The sequence below is a fragment of the Aeoliella straminimaris genome, assembly GCF_024054565.1.
Lineage (GTDB): Bacteria > Planctomycetota > Planctomycetia > Pirellulales > Lacipirellulaceae > Aeoliella > Aeoliella straminimaris.
In genome coordinates this window covers 1-21,262 of the sequence record NZ_JAMXLR010000058.1, presented here as the reverse complement: position 1 = coordinate 21,262, position 21,262 = coordinate 1, and the positions used below count along the sequence as shown (strand labels likewise).

13 protein-coding genes and 2 rRNA genes are annotated in these 21,262 nt (G+C 56.6%); 8 read left to right on the top strand and 7 right to left on the bottom strand.

Annotation, left to right across the window (positions count from 1 at the left end):
- Positions 1 to 12: 12 nt before the first annotated feature.
- Positions 13 to 930: a response regulator gene (locus NG895_RS16830; RefSeq protein ID WP_252853693.1), complete on the bottom strand. Its 918-nt coding sequence runs from the start codon at positions 928 to 930 to the stop codon at positions 13 to 15.
- A gap of 311 nt (positions 931 to 1,241) precedes the next feature.
- Here NG895_RS16830 and NG895_RS16825 point away from each other — a divergent pair, with 311 nt between their 5' ends.
- The 6 genes from NG895_RS16825 to NG895_RS16800 all read left to right on the top strand — a co-directional run bounded on the left by NG895_RS16825 (position 1,242) and on the right by NG895_RS16800 (position 10,262).
- Entirely contained in the window at positions 1,242 to 2,714 is a 1,473-nt protein-coding gene (locus tag NG895_RS16825) for a GGDEF domain-containing protein (RefSeq protein ID WP_252853692.1), read from the top strand.
- A gap of 94 nt (positions 2,715 to 2,808) precedes the next feature.
- Complete coding sequence (locus NG895_RS16820) at positions 2,809 to 3,297, top strand: hypothetical protein (protein ID WP_252853691.1); 489 nt, start codon at positions 2,809 to 2,811, stop codon at positions 3,295 to 3,297.
- A 737-nt stretch (positions 3,298 to 4,034) separates the two neighbouring features.
- Positions 4,035 to 6,897: ribosomal RNA gene (locus NG895_RS16815) — 23S ribosomal RNA — on the top strand.
- Positions 6,898 to 7,046: 149 nt separating this feature from the next.
- Positions 7,047 to 7,155 (top strand): 5S ribosomal RNA (rrf, locus tag NG895_RS16810).
- 207 nt (positions 7,156 to 7,362) lie between these two features.
- Positions 7,363 to 9,099, top strand: a complete 1,737-nt coding sequence (locus NG895_RS16805; RefSeq protein ID WP_252853690.1) for a dockerin type I domain-containing protein — start codon at positions 7,363 to 7,365, stop codon at positions 9,097 to 9,099.
- A 431-nt stretch (positions 9,100 to 9,530) separates the two neighbouring features.
- Positions 9,531 to 10,262, top strand: coding sequence for a dockerin type I domain-containing protein (locus tag NG895_RS16800; RefSeq protein ID WP_252853689.1), 732 nt, complete (start codon positions 9,531 to 9,533; stop codon positions 10,260 to 10,262).
- A gap of 690 nt (positions 10,263 to 10,952) precedes the next feature.
- Here NG895_RS16800 and NG895_RS16795 read toward each other — a convergent pair.
- On the bottom strand, positions 10,953 to 11,945 hold the full coding sequence (locus NG895_RS16795) for a D-cysteine desulfhydrase family protein (RefSeq protein ID WP_252853688.1): 993 nt from the start codon (positions 11,943 to 11,945) through the stop codon (positions 10,953 to 10,955).
- Between the two features lie 167 nt (positions 11,946 to 12,112).
- Between NG895_RS16795 and NG895_RS16790 the strand changes: the two genes are divergently transcribed.
- The gene (locus tag NG895_RS16790) at positions 12,113 to 13,540 is read left to right on the top strand and encodes a M64 family metallopeptidase (protein WP_252853687.1); all 1,428 of its coding nucleotides are present in this window, start codon (positions 12,113 to 12,115) and stop codon (positions 13,538 to 13,540) included.
- On the opposite strand, the gene NG895_RS16785 is transcribed toward NG895_RS16790, so the two are convergent.
- Positions 13,514 to 15,112 carry a S1C family serine protease gene (locus tag NG895_RS16785; protein ID WP_252853686.1) on the bottom strand — a complete coding sequence of 533 codons (1,599 nt, stop codon included), beginning with the start codon at positions 15,110 to 15,112 and terminating at the stop codon, positions 13,514 to 13,516. The two genes, NG895_RS16790 and NG895_RS16785, sit on opposite strands and share 27 nt — an antisense overlap.
- A 392-nt stretch (positions 15,113 to 15,504) precedes the next feature.
- On the opposite strand from NG895_RS16785, the gene NG895_RS16780 reads away from it, so the two are divergent.
- Complete coding sequence (locus tag NG895_RS16780; RefSeq protein WP_252853685.1) at positions 15,505 to 17,379, top strand: pentapeptide repeat-containing protein; 1,875 nt, start codon at positions 15,505 to 15,507, stop codon at positions 17,377 to 17,379.
- A 200-nt stretch (positions 17,380 to 17,579) separates the two neighbouring features.
- Here the strand turns inward: NG895_RS16780 and NG895_RS16775 are convergent, their stop codons facing one another.
- The 4 genes from NG895_RS16775 to NG895_RS16760 form a co-directional block, all read right to left on the bottom strand.
- Complete coding sequence (locus NG895_RS16775) at positions 17,580 to 18,293, bottom strand: SecDF P1 head subdomain-containing protein (protein WP_252853684.1); 714 nt, start codon at positions 18,291 to 18,293, stop codon at positions 17,580 to 17,582.
- A gap of 756 nt (positions 18,294 to 19,049) precedes the next feature.
- On the bottom strand, positions 19,050 to 20,117 hold the full coding sequence (locus NG895_RS16770; protein ID WP_252853683.1) for a cobalamin-independent methionine synthase II family protein: 1,068 nt from the start codon (positions 20,115 to 20,117) through the stop codon (positions 19,050 to 19,052).
- Positions 20,110 to 20,886, bottom strand: coding sequence for a phosphocholine cytidylyltransferase family protein (locus NG895_RS16765; RefSeq protein WP_341871464.1), 777 nt, complete (start codon positions 20,884 to 20,886; stop codon positions 20,110 to 20,112). Before NG895_RS16765 ends, NG895_RS16770 begins: the two co-directional genes overlap by 8 nt.
- 84 nt (positions 20,887 to 20,970) lie before the next feature.
- On the bottom strand, positions 20,971 to 21,262 hold a 292-nt coding region (locus NG895_RS16760), incomplete at its 5' end, for a hypothetical protein (RefSeq protein WP_252853681.1).

The following is a 21,262-nucleotide window of genomic DNA, read 5'->3' as shown; positions in this document are numbered from 1 at the left end:
GTGACCATGAAGCTAGGAGAGCAACTCTAGCTCTGGCGGGATGTCGAACATCCCGCCAATATCGTAGAAGCGTCCGACGGGGCGACACCGCGTGACGGTAAGCGGTAGGCGAATCGTGTAATACGGCAACGTCTCCGCTTGCCAGGCCAGTACCAGGTCGGTCGCCGGAATGGCACGCGTGTGAATCATCCTTACCCCCGATGCGGATACATCGAGCAACACCACCTGCATGGGGGCGTCTACCTCCATCAACTGTTCATTCACCTGGATGACCGTTGCGGTGCGGCGAATGTCGACGCGTTCCGATTTGCGTGTATTGGCTGAGACATGCAACTGCGCCTCAATGGCTGCTCGCTCATCAATGCACATGCGTTCGGCAAAATCCATAATTCCGCTCGGCACTTCGGCGGCGTACAGATCCTGCTCGAACAGGGGAGCAATTCGTTCGGCAAAGTGATCGGACACCACCTGCAATTGACGCTCGATTCTCTTCAAGCGGGTGTCGCGTGGCTCGTCCACTGGAGTACTGGAAACCTCCACCTTGTGGGTTCGCCAGTCGTCCAGGCAGAACAGTGAAAGTAGCTTCGTCGCCAGCAGTTCGAGGGGGATCGACTTGTGGAAATAGTCGTCTGCGCCGCGGGAAAGCACGTCACGGACGAGTCGAGAGTCGGACAGTTGGCTGACTACCACGATGCGCGGACGTTGGCTGTGCTTCAGCGTTTGGACGATTAGCGAGTGCCCATGCAATCTAGGGAGCACCAGCTCGGTCAGTAACAGATCAAAGGGGCGTGAGGCCAGTATCTCCGCAGCCTGTAGTCCGTCGGCCGCCACCTCGCATTGAAAGCCCTCCTTCGTCAGTGCGCAGCAGACTTGGCTCTGCCAGGCGGCGTCGCTGTCGACGATCAATGCGCGGTAGGAAAAGGCGTTCATTACGCAAGATTAGTTCGGCAGAAAGTAAGTCCAGTGATGGCATGACTTTTTCCCGCGAATTGTGTTATGGATTCCCTTCTTTCCGAATTCACGAAGCGGTCGCCACAACCCCTACGATCGATGATGGCTGCAAATTGAGCGGTTTGAAGTTGACTCGCGTAAGGTGCGTCCTAGCTTTTTGCGGTTCCCCCTAAGTGCGGCCGCCGTTTGTCGAACGAGACGCAGCGCCACCTGTGTTACGTGGCAGCTTGCGAACCTCCAAGACGATCAGTATCGCCTCCCGTGTCATAGTCTAGTGGACAATTGAACGAATGACTGGCCTGCTCCTGGTCCTGAATATTGTGTTCTCTGCAATCGCTTTGATTGTCGGGTATGCGCTCGGTATATGGACGATGACCTGTCGCCATCGGCGCCAGTCAAGCACCGGGCCCGAAGCGCCTGCGGTAGAGCGTCAGAAGAACATCGAACGTGAAAGAACCTTGATGGTTACTGAGCGTTTGCGCGATCTGGCAGCCGTCGTCGCCAACGACGTGGGCCAGCATTCCAGCAAGATGGGAGAGATCACCGAAGGGCTCAAGACGCTCGACACCACCGACGTCGAGGCTACCGGGGCCGGGCTCGTGAATGCCTTGTCGAAAATCGTTGTCGCCAACCAGGCCTTGCAGGAACGCCTTGCCAGGGCAGAAGAACAGATCGCCGCCCAGGCTAGGGAAATTCATCAGCACGAGTCAGAAGCGCGTACCGATTCCTTGACCGGCTTGGCCAACCGGCGAGCGTTCGACGATGAGCTGCGTCGACGCTGTAGCGAAGCGGAACGGAATGGAACGGCGCTGTCGCTGCTGATCATGGATATCGACTACTTCAAGAAGTTCAACGACACACATGGGCATCAAGCCGGAGACGAAGTGCTGCGGTCAGTCGGCTGTAAGTTGAAGGAAGTTTGCCGCGAGATGGACCTGCCTTGTCGCTACGGCGGGGAGGAATTCGCCGTTGTGATGCCTGCCACTCCAGTCGAGGATGCCAAGATTGGCGCCGAACGAGTTCGCAAGGCGGTCGAGTCGATGACAACTCGGTTTGAAGGTAAGCAACTGAAGGTGACCACCAGCATTGGAGTAGCTCAGTTTGTCAACGCCGATGACACTACCCGATTGGTTCGCCGCGCTGATGATGCTCTCTATGCATCAAAAGCCGCCGGTCGGAACAGTGGCTACTGGCATGACGGCCAACAGTCACACCCCATTGGTGTCCGGCAGCATATGATACTGCCCAAATGCACCAAAGATCGCCCCGCCGCCCTGACGCTCGAATCGCTCCCCAATCGCACCAAATTTGCCGATGAACTCCGGCGTCGTATCGCCGAAGCCGTGCGTACCGAGCAACCGATTGCCGTGTTGGTTGCCGAGTTGGATGGCTATCAAGCTATCCGCAATCGCTTCGACACGGATACCGCCTATGCTGCCTTGGATGCCGTGGCAACTTTGATACGCCACTCCCTGCGGGAAATGGACCTTGTCGCGCGGCTAAGCGAAAGTCGCTTTGCCGTGATACTGCCGGGCAACACCCTGGGTACGGCCGACGCTGTTGTGTTCAGGCTCGCCAATGCTCTCAAGCAGAGCCCTCTGCAGTATGACAATCAGCTTATCGATCTGGAACTTGTCACGGGCAAGTCCGAGCTAAGGATGTCGGATTCCGTGGAGATGCTGGTAGGCCGCGCGGAGGCCGACCTGCATGAACAATTCAGTGGCGGGGCGGCCGACCCTGAAGAGTCGCTCACTGCTGGGTAGTGTTCCGCGAAATCGACTCAGGTAGACTTGATCGGCGCCGGCTGGACGTTGCCGTCCCCCCCGGCCTGTCCACTTTCCTGCTGAGTTGTGGATCATGAACGCCCCAGTCGAACCGCCACCCCTCCAAGAGGGCACTCCCAAGCGGAAGTTTGTGCCTCGCTACAACACGGCCATGTTGCTGGGCGCGATGGCAATCTTAGCGGTCGTCTGCACCATGGCGATGTCTGTCCCCTATTTGGTGATGGCCATCTTGGCGACGACCTCCTTAGTGGCCCAGGTTGTATTCCTCGGTTTTTTTGTCGCTGGAGCTTGGCTGGCGCATGGCCGCCAGCGGCTGTTTGCTCTGGCCGTCTTGGCCTCTCTGACGGCCACCTTCTGGGGTGGGGACACTGGCACCTTCGCCACGGTGATCAGCGACTGGATGGGCTGGTCTCGTGTGTCGAGGGCGTACATCCTGTCGATCCTTATGCCAGTTCAGCAGATGGCCCTGGCGTTACTCGGCGGCTGGATCGCACTCCGCGCTGCGCACTTTTGGGAGGTCAAATCGGCCGATTCATCCGAGCTGCACCCACCCGTCGAGTGAAGCGTCCCGCCACCAGGCAACCTCGATGTTGTCCCCCGCTACGTACCTTTACTGAGGCCCCCTTGTCCTTTGCTAAAGTTAGCGTAGAATTCTCGCCGATAGCACGTAACTCCTCGCTGTAACACACAGCAGGGAGAGGTGCTCTCAGAGCGGTCTCCGGAAAACTTCAAAAAAGTTGCCCGGGGCCACTTGATGACTCTGAGAACCACCGCTATTATTTGTGTTTCCCTGGTGCTGAAGGGCGGAAGCCTGACAGCAGCGTCCCAGGAGCCGGCAGTATGTGGCCGGCTGATTCGGAGCCCTCGGGCGATGAATCGCTCTTTGACAATTTGGTGATTTAAGCAAGAGTGGCATCTTGAAATTGGAGATAGCCGGCGACTGTTTGCAGCAGACGTTGGTGAGTCTCCATTCCGAGCTCTTTGTCCTTAGACAAAGCTTCCGTCCCAATTAGACACCTCGATATCGTCGAGGGGGAAGGAAGTAAAACAAATGTGGATCTAGTTACTCGCCACCGCCGACTCCATTGGAGTCAACCCAAAGCGGTGGCATAGTACGTGAGACCCATTGATCTCTTGTTCTCGCACACGCACGTCGCGAGCCGGGTCGTCCCCGACCCCGGGTAAATCTCTTTCTTTTTTGACTCGCCAACCATCTGAGTCAATTTCCGATCGAGTGTCTTTCCGGGATCTAGGTTTCCCTTTTCGTTGTGCAAGTCTGCAAGAGCGCTGGATTAATGTGGCCAAGCTACTAAGGGCGTATGGGGGATGTCTTGGCATTAGGTGAACAGGCGTGGAAGTCTGCGAAAAGCCTGGGGGAGCTGACAAACAAGCGATGATCCCGGGATACCTGGTTGAACGTGGAGAACTGAAACATCTAAGTATCCACTGGAAAAGAAAGAAAAATCGATTTCCTCAGTAGCGGCGAGCGAACGGGAAACAGCCCAAACCGTGAGGGTTTCCCTCGCGGGGTTGTAGGGCCTTTCACATGAGAGTCACAAAATTGTCGGCTAGCAGAACTACTTTGAACGGTAGGCCATAGAGGGTGACAGCCCCGTATGCGAAAGCTAGCAATCTCTCGAGAGGTACCTGAGTAGGTCGGGCCACGTGGAATCCCGACTGAATCTACGGAGACCATTCCGTAAGGCTAAATACTACCTAATGACCGATAGTGAACTCAGTATGGTGACTGAAAGATGGGAAGAACCCCTGCTAGGGGAGGAACTGAACCTGAAACCATACGCCTACAAGCGGTCGGAGCCCTATGGCCTTTTAGGCAACGGGTGACGGCGTGCCTTTTGCATAATGATCCGGCGAGTTACCGTTAGCGGCTTGGTTAAGGTCTTACGGACCGAAGCCTCAGGGAAACCGAGTCTTAATAGGGCGTTTTTGTCGTTAGTGGTAGACGCGAAACCGGGTGAACTACCCATGAGCAGGTTGAAGCGCGGGTTGTACTGCGTGGAGGACCGAACCCACTTGGGTTGAAAACCGAGGGGATGACTTGTGGGGAGGAGTGAAAGTCTAATCAAACCCGGAGATAGCTCGTTCTCTCCGAAATAGCTTTAGGGCTAGCCTTGAGCTACTATGCATCGGGGGTAGAGATACTGATTTGGAGGTGGGCCCTTCGCAGGGTACCCCTCTGAGCCAAACTCCGAATACCGATGTAATTATCTCGGGAGTCAGTCCGCGGGGGATAAGCTTCGCGGTCGAGAGGGAAACAACCCAGACTATCGGCTAAGGTCCCGAAGTCGTACTCAGTCACTAAGGAAGTTGAATTGCTGAGACAACCAGGATGTTGGCTTAGAAGCAGCCATCATTTAAAAAGTGCGTAACAGCTTACTGGTCGAGCAATTCTGCGCCAATAATGAACGGGAGTAAGTACGACACCGAAGCCATAGATGTGCCTTCGGGCACGTGGTAGGAGAGCGCTGTAGGTCAGATACGAGCCGTACCGAAAGGAGCGGTGTTGGGGCCTACAGGTGATTATGCCGGAATGAGTAACGATAAGGCAGGTGAGAATCCTGCCCGCCGAAAGCCTAAGGTTTCCTGGGGAAGGTAATTCCGCCCAGGGTTAGCCGGTTCCTAAGGCGAGGCCGAAAGGCGTAGTCGATGGACAGCAGGTAAATATTCCTGCGCTAGCTATGTGGACCGATGGAGGGACGGCGTCCGAAAAGCGATCGGGGATCTTAGATCAGCCCGTGGGCTGCAGCAAGGTGTTGGGTAGGTAAATCCGCCCATATAAACCAAGCTGTAGCGCCGAACTCGATTTACAGAGGAAGTCGCTGGAAGGACGTCCAAGAAAAGCTTCTAAGGGTTGAAGCATAGCTAACCGTACTAAAACTGACACAGGTAGGCGAGACGAGTAGTCTAAGGCGCTCGGGAGAACACTGGTTAAGGAACTCTGCAAAATGATCCCGTAAGTTCGCGATAAGGGATGCCGGTGAGAGCCGGCCACAGTAAATCGATTCCTCCGACTGTTTATCAAAAACACAGGACTCTGCAAACTCGCAAGAGGAAGTATAGGGTCTGACGCCTGCCCGGTGCTGGTAGGTTAAGGTAAGAGGTTAGTTTAACTACGAAGCTTTTGACCGAAGCCCCAGTAAACGGCGGCCGTAACTATGACGGTCCTAAGGTAGCGAAGTTCCTTGTCGGGTAAGTTCCGACCTGCATGAAAGGCGTAACGAGAGGAATACTGTCTCAACCAGTGACCCGGTGAAATTGTAGTCGTGGTGAAGATGCCACGTTCCCGCAGCTAGACGGAAAGACCCCGTGAACCTTTACTGTAGGCTGATATTGGGTTGAGCTATGTACTGTGTAGGATAGGTGGGAGGCTATGATGCCGGCGCGCTAGCGTCGGTGGAGCCGTTGGTGAAATACCACCCTGTTCATGGTTTAATTCTAACGTTGATTCCTGTGAATCCAGGCAACGGACAGTGTCAGTTGGGCAGTTTGACTGGGGCGGTCTCCTCCCAAAGAGTAACGGAGGAGCCCAATAGGTACCCTCAGCCTGGTTGGCAATCAGGCATCGAGCGCAAAGGTAGAAGGGTGCTAAACTGCGAGACTTATCAGTCGAGCAGGTACGAAAGTAGGGCTTAGTGATCCGGTGGTTCCGTATGGAAGGGCCATCGCTCAACAGATAAAAGGTACTCCGGGGATAACAGGCTTATCGCTCCCGAGCGTCCATAGCGGCGGAGCGGTTTGGCACCTCGATGTCGGCTCATCACATCCTGGGGGTGGAGAAGCTCCCAAGGGTTTGGCTGTTCGCCAATGAAAGTGGTACGTGAGCTGGGTTCAGACCGTCGTGAGACAGGTCGGTCCCTATCTACTGTGGGCGCACGAAACTTGCGGAGGTTCATCTTTAGTACGAGAGGATTTAGATGGACGACCCTCTGGTGTTCCTGTTGTCGCGCTAGCGGCACGGCAGGGTAGCTAAGGTCGGAAAGGATAAACGCTGAAGGCATCTAAGCGTGAAGCCCGCTCCAAGATGAGGTTTCGTTGGGCAATGCCCGAAAGTCCCCTGGAAGACGACCAGGTCGATAGGTCGGATGTGTAAGTGCAGTAATGTATTCAGCTAACCGATACTAACGGACGAATGCTTGGCCACATTAATCTTACGCTCTTGTCGCGTTTCTAACGAAACGGACAGTGCGATTAGCATAAGGCCAAAGAGGGAGAGTTTCACACTCTCCATGACACTCTTGCTAGTCACCAAGTCAAAGCGGCACGTATGGTTTCACCGCCTGCGTGTCGATTTCTGGCGACCATAGCCGAAAGGAAATACCTGTTCCCATTCCGAACACAGTAGTCAAGCTTTCGGTGCCGATGATAGTGCCTACCAGTGCGAAAGTAGGTATCGCCAGTTTTTTATCTTTGCCTTCGGGCTTAGATCAAACCCCGTTTGAACTCCGGTTCAAGCGGGGTTTTTTTTGTGGCTATACCGATCTTCAATCGTCTCAGTGCTGGAATCTCCTGGCGATTGCCTCGTTACCGGTTATCGCTGATGCTTGCTCGCTGGCCTATCGAGTGGTTAATCTAGGGCATAAGCAGGTTTCAAATCGAAGGGGCAGCTGTGGGCGGTATTCGCGTTATCTTGTCGGCCGTTTTCTTCCAGTTAGTTTCTGTCGCCATCGGTCAGACGCTACCCTCCGGTACGATTAATGTTCCCCCCACGCTCGTGGGCAACAATGAGTCAATTCATTCCAGTACTACTTTAAATGTCTTGGCTACCGGTCAGGTCGGCAGTAATTTCAAAGCGGGCTTGGACAATGGCTCCAGTTCCAATGTCATCGTTAATGTTAACGGTGGTACGATCGGAAGCGGACTGCGTGCCAACAGCGGCAGTCAAATTAATGTAGTGAGCGGGGAAGTCGGCTCGCTGGAGATACGCCCAGGTGCGGTGGCAAACATCTCTGGAGGCGAAGTTGGGGGAGTACAAATCTACGCAGGGGGAACAATGCTTCTCTCCGGTGGCTCGCTCGCGAGCGTAAGTGGCGCCACAAGTGGAGTCGAGATTGTTATCTCTGGTGGTTCTATAGGCGACACAGATCTACTGTCTGGCATGCAGTTTTTCGGAGGCGAGTTTCGCATGAACGGCGCGGAAATCGCGGGCGGAAGTGTCCTGGTCCCCAGCGGTAGCCTGCTTTCGGGCACACTGGAAGATGGTTCGATCTTTGCTCTCTCAGGCATGTGGCAAATTCAAGTGCCGCTGAATGAGACCACCGTCCCTGCCATTAGTTCAACGCCAATCGTTGCAGACCAGGGGACTCTGTACCTAGACCAGTTGCGTCCTGGCGAGTCGCTTGTGGTGAAAGATGGCGGGGTGGTGAACGAGTCCTTCTTTGGTTACCTGACTGCGATCGGCGCTACGATTGGACTTGAAGGGGGCCAAATGCGCGGCGCTTACAATTTGATTGATTCCGATCTTGATATTGATCAAGGGTTGGTCGAGTTCTATGACGCTTCCTATGGAAGTACGGTGAATCAAACTGGTGGAGTTGTACGCAATGCCTTTGCCCAGCAGGGCGGTATCGTTACGATGTCTGGCGGCACCTTGCAGAATGGCATCAATGCCTCTGCCGGCAGTGCGATCAATATCTCAGGCGGTACGGTCGGTGGTCATTCCTATCTGTATGAGGACAGCGAGGTAAACGTTTCCGGTGGGCAACTGGGGGAGATTCACGTCTTGACGGACAGTCTTAGTATCTCCGGTGGTCATATTAATGCCCTGGATGCCTGGAGGAATTCCGTTGTGAATATCTCGGGAGGCACCTTTGGCGACAGTTTTGAAGCCGCACTCGAAAGCACGGTCAATTTCTCCGGTACTTCGTTTGCCATCGATGGGGTTCCAATTCAAGAACTGCAGTTGGGCAATCCGTTAGAAATTGCGCAGCGAGACGTCACACTCAGCGGGTTTCTCGCGGATGGATCGCCAATAAGTTTCCTGTTGAGTTCCAGCGGTACGGCGAGCAGTTCTGTTTTCTCGCCTTACGCAGTCATAACAGTCACGCTCGTAGAGCCGGAAACTATCCCCGGCGACTACAACTCCGACGGCATCGTCAACTTGGCCGACTACACCGTCTGGCGTAACAACCTCGGGGCCACCGGCGCTAGCCTCGCGGCCGACGGCAATGGCGACTCGGTGGTTGATGCGGCCGACTACGGGGTGTGGAAGGAACACTTCGGCCAGTCGGCCTCTGGCTCTGCGGGGGCGATCACGACTGTGCCTGAGCCTGGCGCAGAGGGATTGCTGCTTCTGGCCTTAGCAATGCTTGCCGTTGCGACCCGCCTGCCAGGGAGTAAACAATAATCTCCAATATTCAATTGTTGGGTTATGATCGCACTATTTGAACATGCATCAAAATGCTGTGCAAAACCATGTCGAATCTCCAGCTTGGTGTTATCGCGATTGCGCTCCTAGTGTGCGTCGCCACGTCGCCCTTGAGCATGGCGGGCCGCGGAGTTATCGTCGATGCCGAAGGGACGCTGTGGGACGTTGACCTGACCAGCGGCCAGTACTCGAATCCCAGAGAGACTTTTAGATCGGATTGCACTGGATGTCTCGCCCTGGGTGGAAGTGGAGCAGGACTTGAGACCGACAGTAGTGGTGTCCTGTACGGAGTCAACCGAAATGAACTTTACAGAGTTGACGAGCGAACTGGAGCCGCCGATTTTGTTGGCGCACTCAGGTATTCCGATTTCTACCCCGGCGGTATCGCATGGGATCCTACTGCGGAGAGGATGTTTACATCATACATTAGTCTCGGTGGATGGGTGCGGGCTCTATTGGAGGTCGACCTTGCAAGTGGTCAATTGCAGTTGTTGACCGGCATCCGTATTCACAAAGGGGGAATTGCGGCGCTCGGGATTGACGATACCGGCGCATTGTTCGCTTTGTCCTCTATTTATGAAGACGGTGTCGGAGTAGTCGATTCGGTTTCGCAAGTCGACAAGAGTAATGGTGAATTTCTTTGGTCGCGGAGCCTGTCGCAGAATGTTTCAGTGAGCGGTGCAGCTTCCATGGATTTCGATCCCGATACGAATCAGATGTATGTTGCCGCGACACCTGGTTACGGTATCCCCCCATCCCTCTACACTATCAATGTCCACACTGGCAATGTGATCGAGATCGGTAGTGAATCAGAGTTCATCTATCCAATGTCGCTAGTAATATTGCCAAGCACGCCGCTCCCCGGCGATTTCAACAACGACGGCACCGTCGACCTCGCCGACTACACCGTCTGGCGAAACAACCTCGGGGCCACCGGCACCGGCCTCGCCGCCGATGGCAATGGCGACTCAGTGGTCGACGCGGCCGACTATGGGGTGTGGAAAGAACACTTCGGCCAGTCGACGGGAGCGGTCGGGGAAGTTTCGACGGTGCCTGAACCCGGGACCGCTCTGCAATGGGGCGTGCTGGCCCTCGCGGTGGTGGGGGCGAAGACGGTGACCCGCCGCAGGCGGCGGGGCTGAGAGGAAGCAGCAGTTGCAGCCTCCGATTGTCCGGCGAAAGGACGCGAGGGAGAGCTGCAACTGAAATGGCGCAAAATCACCTCTGTAAGAAAGCCGTGGTTGAAATGTCTCGATAGCGTGATCCAATGGGGGTAGGTGATTTTATGTGCAGTTGTGGCGAGTGGTCCGATTGCTGGTCTTTGGCCCAGACGCTGCATACCCGGATTGTGGCGCCTCGGGCTTGTCTGACCGCCGAGCACGCAGGGAGTATTGGTACAACGATCGCTGTTTTGGGACCACTGGCCGGACATGCGGGGAACAACGCGAAGGATGCTGACACCGCCCGCACTTGGTTAGGTCTTAAAAATAAGGGTTTTTGGATTTTTGGGGGGCCAAAGCTCGAAGGGTTTTGGGACCATGAATGTTGTTCCCCAACATGGGCCCAAAATGTGTTTTGGTCCTATGGCGCTATGTTCCCTCGATGCTAACGTAAAAAAGGCTTGAGGCGATCGCCTTCTACGCGGGTGAGACCACCACTGTTTGCGAGGTCTCCAACGACATTGGGGCGACCATTCACCACTTTGGCCATTTGGCCGATCTGCATCAGGTTGAGAAACTAGACGTGGTCATAGACGCACTGCGGCAAAATCGTCCGGCGCCGGACGGTTGGAAACGGAATCGACCGCGTCCACCGAAGCAATTCGGCCTGATTTAGTTGCTTTCGGATTCGGCAAGAACTTCCGCCGAATACGCATGCAGGGCCGATTCGTCGCCCGTGTGCCAGTAAAGTACGCGTTCGCCCGCAGCGATCTGGCCACTGCGGATGCGGTCGACGAGTGCTCCGAAGCCGCGGCCGCTGTACACGGGGCCAAGTAAGACACCTTCCGTCTCGGCCATGAGCCTGATGGCCTCCCTTTCCAGTTGACCAACGACTCCGTAGCCACCGCCCAGGTGGTCGAAGTCCATTTGTAGATCGGCCGGTGCAACGCGATGCGAGAGTCCCAGCATGGCCGCCGCTTGATTGGCCACGTCTGAAACCTCGTCCAGGAACGCTTGATCGTTCGGCTCGACGTCGATGCTCACGGCAGTCAAACTGCCAGCGAAACCGGCCGCTTTCGCCCCGAGCACCAGTCCCGCTTGCGTGCCGCCGGAACTGGTTGGGAAGTAGATGTGATCGATCGCGATGGAAGCCGCGTCGAGTTGCTGCTGCAGTTCAACGAATGCCTGCACGTAACCCACCGCACCGATAGCGTTGGATCCGCCAATAGGAATAACGTACGGCCGCCGACCTTCGCCTTGTAGTTGTTGGGCCAACTGCTGCATCTTGTTGTTGCGCTCCGTTTTGGCGACCCAATGGATCTGAGCGCCGAGGATCTGGTCGAGCAGCAAATTGCCCAAGGGGGGCTGTGTCTCTCCGCCGAGCACGAGATGGCACTCGAGGCCGAACTTCGCAGCAGCCGCGGCGGTCTGCCGACAGTGATTCGATTGCGACCCGCCCGCCGTAATGACGCAATCAACCTGTTGCTCCAGAGCGTCGGCGATCAGAAATTCCAGCTTTCTGGTCTTATTTCCACCGGTCGCGAGTCCCGTAAGGTCGTCGCGTTTGATCCACAATTCAACTCCCAACAGCTTCGACAGTCTTGGCAGATGTTCGAGCGGCGTGGGTAGGTTTGCCAGTGAAACCCGGGCTAATTGTGTGTCCATCGTAGTGAGATCCGGTGGCTAGGTGCTTGGCTGCAATTGGTCGTCGAACACGGCTGTAATGAGTCGATTGGCTGCCAGGATAGGGACTCGGAGACCCAAGTTTCGCCTTTCTCCATCTTGCGGCCTATGCTAAATTTCCGCGGGCACGGAGCAGGAAGGAGCGCATGATGCATGGGTGTCGAAGCACGCGGTGTAGTTTGGCATGGATTCTGGTTTTCGCCAACTGCTCGCTGGCCGCGGCCGAGTGGACTACGCTCGTCGACAATGGGCCGTCGGAAAACCGTGTGGATATCGTCACTCTGGGGGATGGCTATACCCAGGCGGATCTGACCGCCGGGGTTTACGAGCAACACATCCACTCGTACCTCGATCACTTGTTTGCTGCCTCGATCAATTCGGAACCATTCCATCGCTATCGCAAATACTTCAACGTCCACGCGGTGGAGGTCGTCTCCAGTGAATCGGGCGCCGACGTACCTCCCCAAGGCGTGTTCAAGGATACCGCTCTGGACGCTCAGTACTACGGCGACGGTGTCACTGAGCGCCTGTTGACCATCGACCAGGGCAAGGCCAACTCCGCGCGTGATGTTGCTCTTGCGAACGCCGACTTCTCGGCGGAAATGCAGTATGTCGCAGTTAACGAGACCAAGTATGGAGGTTCGGGCGGACCTTACGCGGTTTTCGCCGGAGGCAATAGCGCCAGCAACGAAATCGCCCTGCATGAGGTTGGTCATTCTTTCAGCAATCTAGCCGACGAGTACCCTCATGGCGTCAGTCCTTCGCACTACGACGCTCCAGAGCCAAGCCAGGTGAATGTGACGGCCGATCCGACCGGCGCGAAATGGGCCCACTGGATCAATCACTTGCAGCCGGGTGTTGGGGTCATTGGTGCTTACGAGGGAGCCAACTACCACCGAACAGGCATTTACCGTTCGTCGCTCGATTCCAAAATGAAAAGCCTCCACGAGCCATTCAATGCGGTGAGTCGCGAGAAGATCATATTGGACATCTATGAATTGGTGGACCCGCTCGATGATTGGACTGACAACTCGCTGCCTTTGAACAATCCGCTTCAGCTAGAAGCGTCTCCCATAGATGAAGACATCATTGACTTCCAGTGGTTTGTCGACGGTGTGATGATTGCGGGGGCGAATCAAGCGACCTTCCAGCTGATGGACTATGACTTTGGTGCTGGCGATTATGGTATCACACTGCGGGCTTACGATCCGACCGGCTTTGATCCCGTGGACGGTTGGGTGCGAATGAATCAGTCCAACCTCGAACAATTCGTCACCTGGCAGGTGACGCTCGGCGGCAGCCAGCCGCTGCCAGGCGACTACGATGGCAATTTGATAGTCGACCAAGCCGATTACACGGTGTGGAGAAACTCGTTCAACCAAGAGGTGCAGCCGCACTTCGGCGCCGACGGCAACGGCAACGGAATTGTCGACCTAGCCGACTACAATGTCTGGCGTGGGCATCTGGGGCAAACGGCTTCCTCACAATCCTCCGCTGCCGCTCATGTAGCCGAGCCCGCTACTTTCTGGCTGTCGTTGGCGGCCGTGCTGTTAGTCCTTCCATACCGAGCGAAGTGACTCGGAGGCCCGGTAGCGAATGCCCTCGTCCACCAGGATTTCCTCCGAAGCTTCTTCGAGTTCCTGGCGACGAAAGACCATTGTTTCGCCCCGCCCATCGATGCCAAACTCGACGAACTCGGCTTTGCAGTCCCGGAGCAACTCAGCCATGTGCTTCAGGTTCTCCACCGGGGTGCCGTTAACGTGTTTGACGATCGAAAACGGCTGGTTGGAATACCCTTGTGCGATGCGATGCGGGAAAGTCCGGGTAGCGATCATCACCAGTTGTTCATCTGGTTCGGAGGGGCGGTCGAACATTCGCAGGATCAGAGGGTTTTGCCTGGCGGCCAAGGCCGTCATGTACATCGGTCCCAACGCGCGAATCGATTCCTGCGTGGGGGTGGTGAAGACTAGTGGGCCGTAAATGAAGTACTCGGGATAGCCGTCTTTCAGCAGCGGAATCAGCAGTTGTCGTTCGGTGCTCACCGGAATCTGTGCTTGTTGTGATTCACCCTCGCGGAGTATGGTGACTTCCACCTGGCCGTCTTCGGTCAGCAGTGGTACGTAATACAAGAACCGCAATCGCAAGCCAGGACGCACCTCGACGAATCCTTGATTGTCCACATCGTGGGGGCCGATATGAGTCAGTACGTCATGTTTCTGCAGTGGATGGTCCCCGATGTCGGGATTCAAACGCGTAACCACGACGCCAGTAGTGTCCGAGGGAATCTGCAGGTACTCGCGCAGCGCGGAGTTCTCGCCCGACTGGTATTCGTCCAGCAGCAGTGGCTTTCCGTTGTAGGTGCCGTCCTCAACATCGTCCAGGAAGCGAACAATCTCCTCCGTGGGAATCAGGTAGCCGATGTTTTCGGCCGACTGGATTTTGCTGAACACCAGGCCAATGATCTTGTCGTTTTGAATGGCTGGTCCGCCACTGTTGCCGGGGTTCAACGCGGCATCGACTTGTACTCGAACACCTGCCCCCGTGAAGTAGTAGGAAGTGAACTCAATTCGCGAGACAATACCCGTCGTCACCGACAGGTCCTCGCCCCCGGTGGGGTAGCCGTACACGCTGACGCGTGATTTCGTTTCAGGCAAATTCTCGGCCAGTTCCAGCCCTGGTAGCAAGGCCAGCGGAGTGGGGTCGTCCAGTTCGACAATCGCCAGATCCATCTCCGGCGACGAAACCACCACGTGGGCCGGCAATTGATCGCCCCCTTCGCGCAGTTGCACTAGCACCTGACTTTCGTGCATGATGACATGCGCGTTGGTGAGGATCCGTCCGCCTGAAAGCACGACCCCCGATCCGGACGATTTTTGAGGACTCGACTTCGTCCAAGGTTGGTAGAAATCGGGACGGCGATGGGTGACATTCAGTTTCACGACGTGGGCTTCGATGTCCACCTTGCCGCTGGACTCTTCCGCATCGTCGACAACCGGAGCGGCCGGCTCTGTGACAGGTGGTGGCTCTGCTCCAGGAAGGTCGATGTCGGGTAGGTCAATTTCGGGCGGCTGCGCCGAAGCAGGGGCCGGCCAACCATTAACCAACCCCACGATCATTACCATGGAAAGCGTTTCGATCAACCGTATCATTGCCACCCATCTCTCGCTCAAGGAATTCTATCGGCCTGCGTCAGCCGAGGTGCCTGGTCATCACAAGCCGCTCGATCGATTGTAGTGCGTGGCATCCCAGGCTGCCAGTTGTTCGGAAGGCTGATTCTCGGGGCAGGGGGCGCCTACTGCATTTCCTCCTGTTCGGCCCCGACGCGCGGCGATAGAAGTGGCCACACCTGCATGGGCTTCGGCCCGCGCCGGACGTTTCGAGTCGCGGTGATTGACAGCTAGCTATGGCCGGCAGTCCGCTGTCGCTCGAAATTGGCGTTTACAGGTCTCCTGGCCTCCTCTGGGGGAAAGCTTTTTGACGTTGGGTGTCGAGCGGGTAAAATCAAGTTGCGAATAGAGGACTTTCCAAGGGGTAGTAAACCATGCCATCTCTCGAGCCAGCCAGGGCACTAGTTCGCCCGAGAGTCCGCGCTGCCACGGGAGAGGTCGGGCTGCTGGAGGACTTTGTCGCCGAACAGCTCGACGCAGGCGGTAGCCGTACGCTGTGGGTAGTAGGCGGTCCGGGCAGCGGGAAGTCGACCGCACTGCAGTATCTGGTGCAGCACTTTCCCCAGTTCGAATTTCCCGTGTCCGACGAAACGGAGACGGCCCCCGAGGAGAAAGTGATCGGCAGGGAGCATCTGGCCGTAGCCACCATTGCCGGTAAAGCTCCATCTCAAGCTAACGCGTTTCAATTACTGCCGTGGACACGTGACGATCTGGTTGAATATCTCTTGGCGGCCCATCCGGATGACTGTAAGCAAGTGATGAACCAACTGGGGGAGCATGCCAAGCGGGCTTGGAACCCCCAATTGGCTACGATCGTACTCGAGCGTTTCTGCCGAGACGCAACGCTCACCGATCCCAATGCGGCATTGCGGATGGAGGTCCGTGAAAGGGCGGGGGACGAACGTCAGTTCCTCGAAGCCCTCCGCGCCAGTCTCGCCATGCTTCGTCGTCGCGATAGCTCGCCGTTCGAGGCATGGCTCAAGCCGTTTCAGCGTGAGATGCCGGAGCAACTCAAGACCCTGCTGCGACACCGTGATGTGCAAGTGCCGCTGGCAGCCGAGTGGATTGTGACGGCTCCCAACCTTCGGCGGCTCAATAACCGGTTGTCTCTGCCACTGCCTCGCAAGCTGATCGAGTTGTGTGCCCAGCGGTTTGCTTCGCGCGACGAATCGCTGGAGACGCTTGAACAACTTGTTGAATCGGGCCGCTACTCGGCTGCCGACGCCATGGCTGCCAGTATCCTCTACTCGATCAATCCCGCTTGGCGTCCCGACTCCACCAGGTGGCGCCGTTGGCGTTTGGTTTCCGGCAGCTTCTCGAATGCCGAATGGCACGAGATCGACCTTGCCGGCGCCGACCTTACCAAGTGCGAGCTGACCTCGGCGAATCTTGCCAGCTCGATACTCAACTCCGCCATGCTCGGTTCCACGGCACTCGACGGCGCGAACCTTAACAACGCTGTGCTCAATCAGGCGTACTTGGCGTATGCGAACATGGTGGGGGCGTCGCTCGTCGGTGCAAGTTGTACCAGTACGAGCTTCTCTCGGGCAAATCTCGAACGCGCCGACTTCCGCGAGGCGGACCTCTCCTACGCTCTGCTGACCAATGCCCGACTCGTCGGCGCAAGCCTTCCCGAGGCCAACCTCTCGTCCGCGCGGCTTGAAGGGGCTAATCTCGATGGCGTCGATTTCATGGGGGCCGACCTCAGTGGGGCCAAACTGGCCCATGCCGACCTTCGCACCGCGGTGCTCGATGGAGTGAACTTCTTCCGGGCGAATTTGCAGCACGCTCAACTCGAAGAAGTGAGCATCGTCGCGGGCCGGTTCTACCAGGCCAACCTGTCGCACGCTCACCTTACCGGAGCTCAGATGCCCGCGGCCGACTTTTGCCAAGCTCGCTTGGTCGATGCTCACCTGGCCGACGTCAATTGGGAAGGCGTCGACCTGCGGCGAGCCGATCTGCGTGGCGCTTCGTTTCACATGGGGTCATCCCGCAGCGGATTGGTCGATAGCCCTACTGCCTTGGAAGGCAACATGACCGGCTTCTACACCGACGACCGCTCGGAGCTTTATTTCCGCCAGTCCGAACAAATCCGCAAGGCGAACCTTCGTGGGGCTCGACTCCGTGGCGCCCAAACCGACGGCGTCGACTTCTATCTGGTCGACCTCCGCGATGCCGAACTCGACCCACCCACCGAAACCCAGGCGCGGCAAACAGGAGCCATTCTCGAAGATTGGGACGAAGCGTAGTCCGCGCGATCGCCGTCACCACGCGTCACAGCCGATTCAAGCTCGACGCTTTGGGTACAACTAGGGAACTCTGCATGCATGCGCTTAAAACCCAAGCCCTGGAGACAGTGCTGGAAGAACTCACCCATCGCGGCTACATCCGCCCACTGGAGCGAACCGTGACTAAACCAGGCCGCCCTCGTTTTTCGCGAGCCCCGCAGTTATTTGCCGACAGGCTGTTCTGACACCTGTCGAATCTTGCACGGCAAGCTGCCAGCCCGCAGGATCGCGACCATCGTCTCCACGTCGCGGGCCGTGAAGTTTCCGGTGACCTGCACATTCTCGGTAGTTGCATCATGAATTGGCAATGCCGCGAAAAGCGTGTCGTCCAGTAAGACACCAAGGTGCCTAGGGACGCTTTTCTCGTCGTCTGGCTGGTTCTCAGCGATCAAGCGACCGAAGCGGCGTGCCCCCGTCGTGTTGAAGGTGAGAGTCATGGCCGGCTCCCCCTCTGGATCGACGGCCGATTTGGCCGAAGCAAGGTATTCACCCGTCACGTCGTTCGAATCGACCATAACCAATACTTCGGTTTGACCATCACCATCGGACCGCGTGACCCAATGATCGGGTGCCGCCTGTTCGGAGAAGTTCTCTGGGGCGAGGGTAACCCACTGGGCTGCCGTGCGACCATCCTTCTCCAGACTTGTAGCCGCACTCGCTTTCGCCAATGCAATTTCTTCAGCGTGGTCTTTCGGATTTGCCACGATACGAAATACAAGCGTGCCCTTCGTCGTGATGCGGCGCTTGATCTGTTGCAATTCACGTTCGTCCACTTTGCCGAAAATATCCACCTCTATGCGTCCATTTGCGGATGCTCGTGCGCTGCCAGCCTTCCCGAGTCGAGTGTTGATCGCTGCAGCGGCCATGGCCGCCATTCTTTCCTGCCTCGCTTCTTGGTCCACCTCGTATACCAAGACGGTACTCGTCGGCTCGGGCCCGCAGCCATACAGCCCGCAGCATGCTGCTGCCATCACTAGTGGTCCTAACCATCGGTCAGAAAAGTGATTTGCCGCCATGAGGAACTCCAATTTGCCATGGTCATCGAGACCCTTGCCAGATTACGGTAGCGTTGCTCATACAACACAATCCTAGCAGGTCTGGATCAGCTGGCACCCTGTGAGGCTCAGGACAGCCTGCAAATCATTGGCATTAAGGTCACCGTTCTTCGAGCGGAGGTGAATGTGGCTTCGCTCAGCTTGCCATCCAAGCCCCGCAGGGTGGGGGGTACCGCCTCCGCCGCGGTTGACCATGTCACCCACGCTCCCCCGGCAGGTTCAACTACCGCTTGGAACTTGAAGCGGCCGTGAATGGCAGAACAACTTAAGGCTTAGCTCCTCGGATCTTTGGGAGGGCAGAGAGGACGACATGCCATCCAACTCATCTTGCGTACGGCCCTGCTGGAGGTGACTCTCGGCGGGCAAATGTCTTCAGATACCTGAAGCTGCAACGACTGAAGTTGCCGCCACCTTCAGCAATTTTGAGATGTCGAAATTTCGCGAGAATGGTCCACCCGCTGGTTCATGTCAGGATCTGCAAGAGGTGCGAGTAAGGTTGACAGACCGCTTAAGATGCCGTGTGGGCAGGCTGGGCTGGCCATTGGCATGGAGTTCAGGGCGGCTCGTCGTCAACGTTTAAGAGTACTTGCAGCGCAGTACTTCTGCCGCTTTCACTTCGTTGCACAGCTTGGTGTACACTTCGTCAAGACTCACCGTTGCTGCGGAGCCCGGTGCAAAACCGCAGTCGGGATTGAGGGTGATACGATGCGGCTCCAAATACTTCAGAGCCTGTTCGACTCGTTCCACGATCACCTCGACGGAGTCGATGACACCTGGCTGACAGCTTACGCACCCAAGTCCGATCTCGACATTTTCTGGGATTTGCCGGAATACGGACATCTCTCCAGAACCGGGAGTGATGAACTCCATCGTCAGATGGTCGACTGCCAAGCGGCAAAGTTGCCCCATGATGGGATCGAACGTACCACGGTGATCGGCTTCCCCGCGAGCGCGGGCGCCGGCGCGACGACAAAGATGAACCGCCTTCTTCACGCCGTCGATGCCGTCGAACACCTGGTTGTTCATGTCGACAGCAAAGTCGGCAGCCTTGTCGGCATCTTCGTAAGTCGCACGAATCTCGCTATCGACGAACAGACACAGATGGGGGTCGTCAATTTGAACAACGGTGACACCTTCGTCGCGCAACAGTTCGACTTCTCGACGAAGAATGGGCACGCAGTCGGATACAAATTCGTCCCGAGTGGGATAGGCTTTGGAGGACTTCTCTGGGTCCCACATTCGTTCGCCCAACAAGGCCGGCGCTGGCAGCGTTGCCTTGATGCCGCGGCCGGTCAGTCGTTTGAGAAATGCAACCTCCTTAGCAATAAAGCCGGGCTTGCGCGGAGACAACTTGTCGACGACGATTGTCCAGGGGCGCCCGTCGGCGGGATTCGTGCCGACTTCGAATCCATGGGCAAGCTCAGCGATCACGCCGATATACGACTTGCGCCACCATTCGCCATCGGAGACGATATCGAGTCCCGCCGTCTCTTGCAGGGCCACGCTGGCGTGAATCGCATGTCCCATCAAGCGATCGTACTCTTCCTCGCCAAGCGTAGAGTCGTCGCCGATAAGATGCTTCACAAAGTCGGGGCGCGGCATCGATCCGATGACCGACGCGGGGAACAGGATGTGATTAGCCATGGTTAACTACCAAGTGCTTTGTGGTCCAGTGCTTCCGAGCGTAATCAAAATCCTCTTGAGTATCGATCTCGATGTACTCGCCATCCGTGTCTTCGTGGGAGAACGACTCCCCTGTCTCGAGCATCTCCTGAAACAAATGAATCTTGTAGGCCTTCTCGAAGACCGCTGCGTCGCGGAACGGTCGGCCGCTGTAAGTGCGGCGGAGTCGATGATAGTGCTCGCGCAGGCAGCGTGCCCCAGCGGCGGAAAATTTGGCGACACCGATGTACTCGCCGTAGGCCTCTTCGGGATCGATATCGCGACTGATCCGGGTGACCTGGCCTTGGCGAACAACAACCTTCTCCGCATCGTCTGGGGGATGTTGTGTCCGGTGTGCGTATCGGTCCGACCATTTGGTGTCGACAACCAGTGTCATGTCATTGCTATTGTCGAGCAGCGTACCGATCACCTGTGGAGAGAATAGAATGTCCGAGTAGCAGCAGACAAATGGCCGGTCCATCAAATCCTCGGCGTAGAACAGAGACGCCAGGACGTTGTTGTTGGGCCAATTGTCGTTAAAGCGGAAGGTCAGTTCCGGGTACTCTGCTTCCACGGTGTTCATAGAATACCCACCTACAAAGCAGATGTCGTCTATGCCGCTACTGCGGAAAGCATCGAGGGTCCAGTCGAGTATTCTCTGGCCTCCCACCTCTGCAAAGCACTTTGGCGAGTCCTCGGTAGTCGGCATCAAGCGACTTCCACGGCCCGCACCAATGATAATTGCTCGCACTTGTCCCTACCTCCCGTTTGAGGGTTATGCCTAAATTATTCGCTCCCGCCACCGGTCATCACTGCGATGCACGTTCCGGGATACTCATGTCGATTCGATCGAGATGTCTTGTTCGCCCGTCTTGTTCCAAAGCACGGCAACTAACGCCGCAGCCACGAACGCCCATGCTGCCCACACGGAAATAGCGACCTTCCATCCATAGTTCTCTGCGAGATGGCCAGTCAGAAGATCGCCAAACAAGGCGGCTCCGAAATATCCCATGCAATTTACAAAGCCCGCTGCTGCGGCCGCCGTTCCCTCTTTTGCCAGATCCGCTGGCGCGGTTCCAACCATGAGAACTTGTGGTCCGTAAATGGTGAAGCCGATGGCCAAAAGC

What these genes read in the sequence shown, in the direction of transcription:
- NG895_RS16770 (WP_252853683.1), bottom strand. Translation starts at nt 20,117, where the DNA reads ATGGCTAATCACATCCTGTTCCCCGCGTCGGTCATCGGATCGATGCCG.
- NG895_RS16790 (WP_252853687.1), top strand. Translation starts at nt 12,113, where the DNA reads ATGCATGGGTGTCGAAGCACGCGGTGTAGTTTGGCATGGATTCTGGTT.
- NG895_RS16820 (WP_252853691.1), top strand. Translation starts at nt 2,809, where the DNA reads ATGAACGCCCCAGTCGAACCGCCACCCCTCCAAGAGGGCACTCCCAAG.
- NG895_RS16775 (WP_252853684.1), bottom strand. Translation starts at nt 18,293, where the DNA reads ATGGCGGCCATGGCCGCTGCAGCGATCAACACTCGACTCGGGAAGGCT.
- NG895_RS16830 (WP_252853693.1), bottom strand. Translation starts at nt 930, where the DNA reads ATGAACGCCTTTTCCTACCGCGCATTGATCGTCGACAGCGACGCCGCC.
- NG895_RS16785 (WP_252853686.1), bottom strand. Translation starts at nt 15,112, where the DNA reads ATGATACGGTTGATCGAAACGCTTTCCATGGTAATGATCGTGGGGTTG.
- NG895_RS16825 (WP_252853692.1), top strand. Translation starts at nt 1,242, where the DNA reads ATGACTGGCCTGCTCCTGGTCCTGAATATTGTGTTCTCTGCAATCGCT.
- NG895_RS16780 (WP_252853685.1), top strand. Translation starts at nt 15,505, where the DNA reads ATGCCATCTCTCGAGCCAGCCAGGGCACTAGTTCGCCCGAGAGTCCGC.
- NG895_RS16795 (WP_252853688.1), bottom strand. Translation starts at nt 11,945, where the DNA reads ATGGACACACAATTAGCCCGGGTTTCACTGGCAAACCTACCCACGCCG.
- NG895_RS16800 (WP_252853689.1), top strand. Translation starts at nt 9,531, where the DNA reads ATGTTTACATCATACATTAGTCTCGGTGGATGGGTGCGGGCTCTATTG.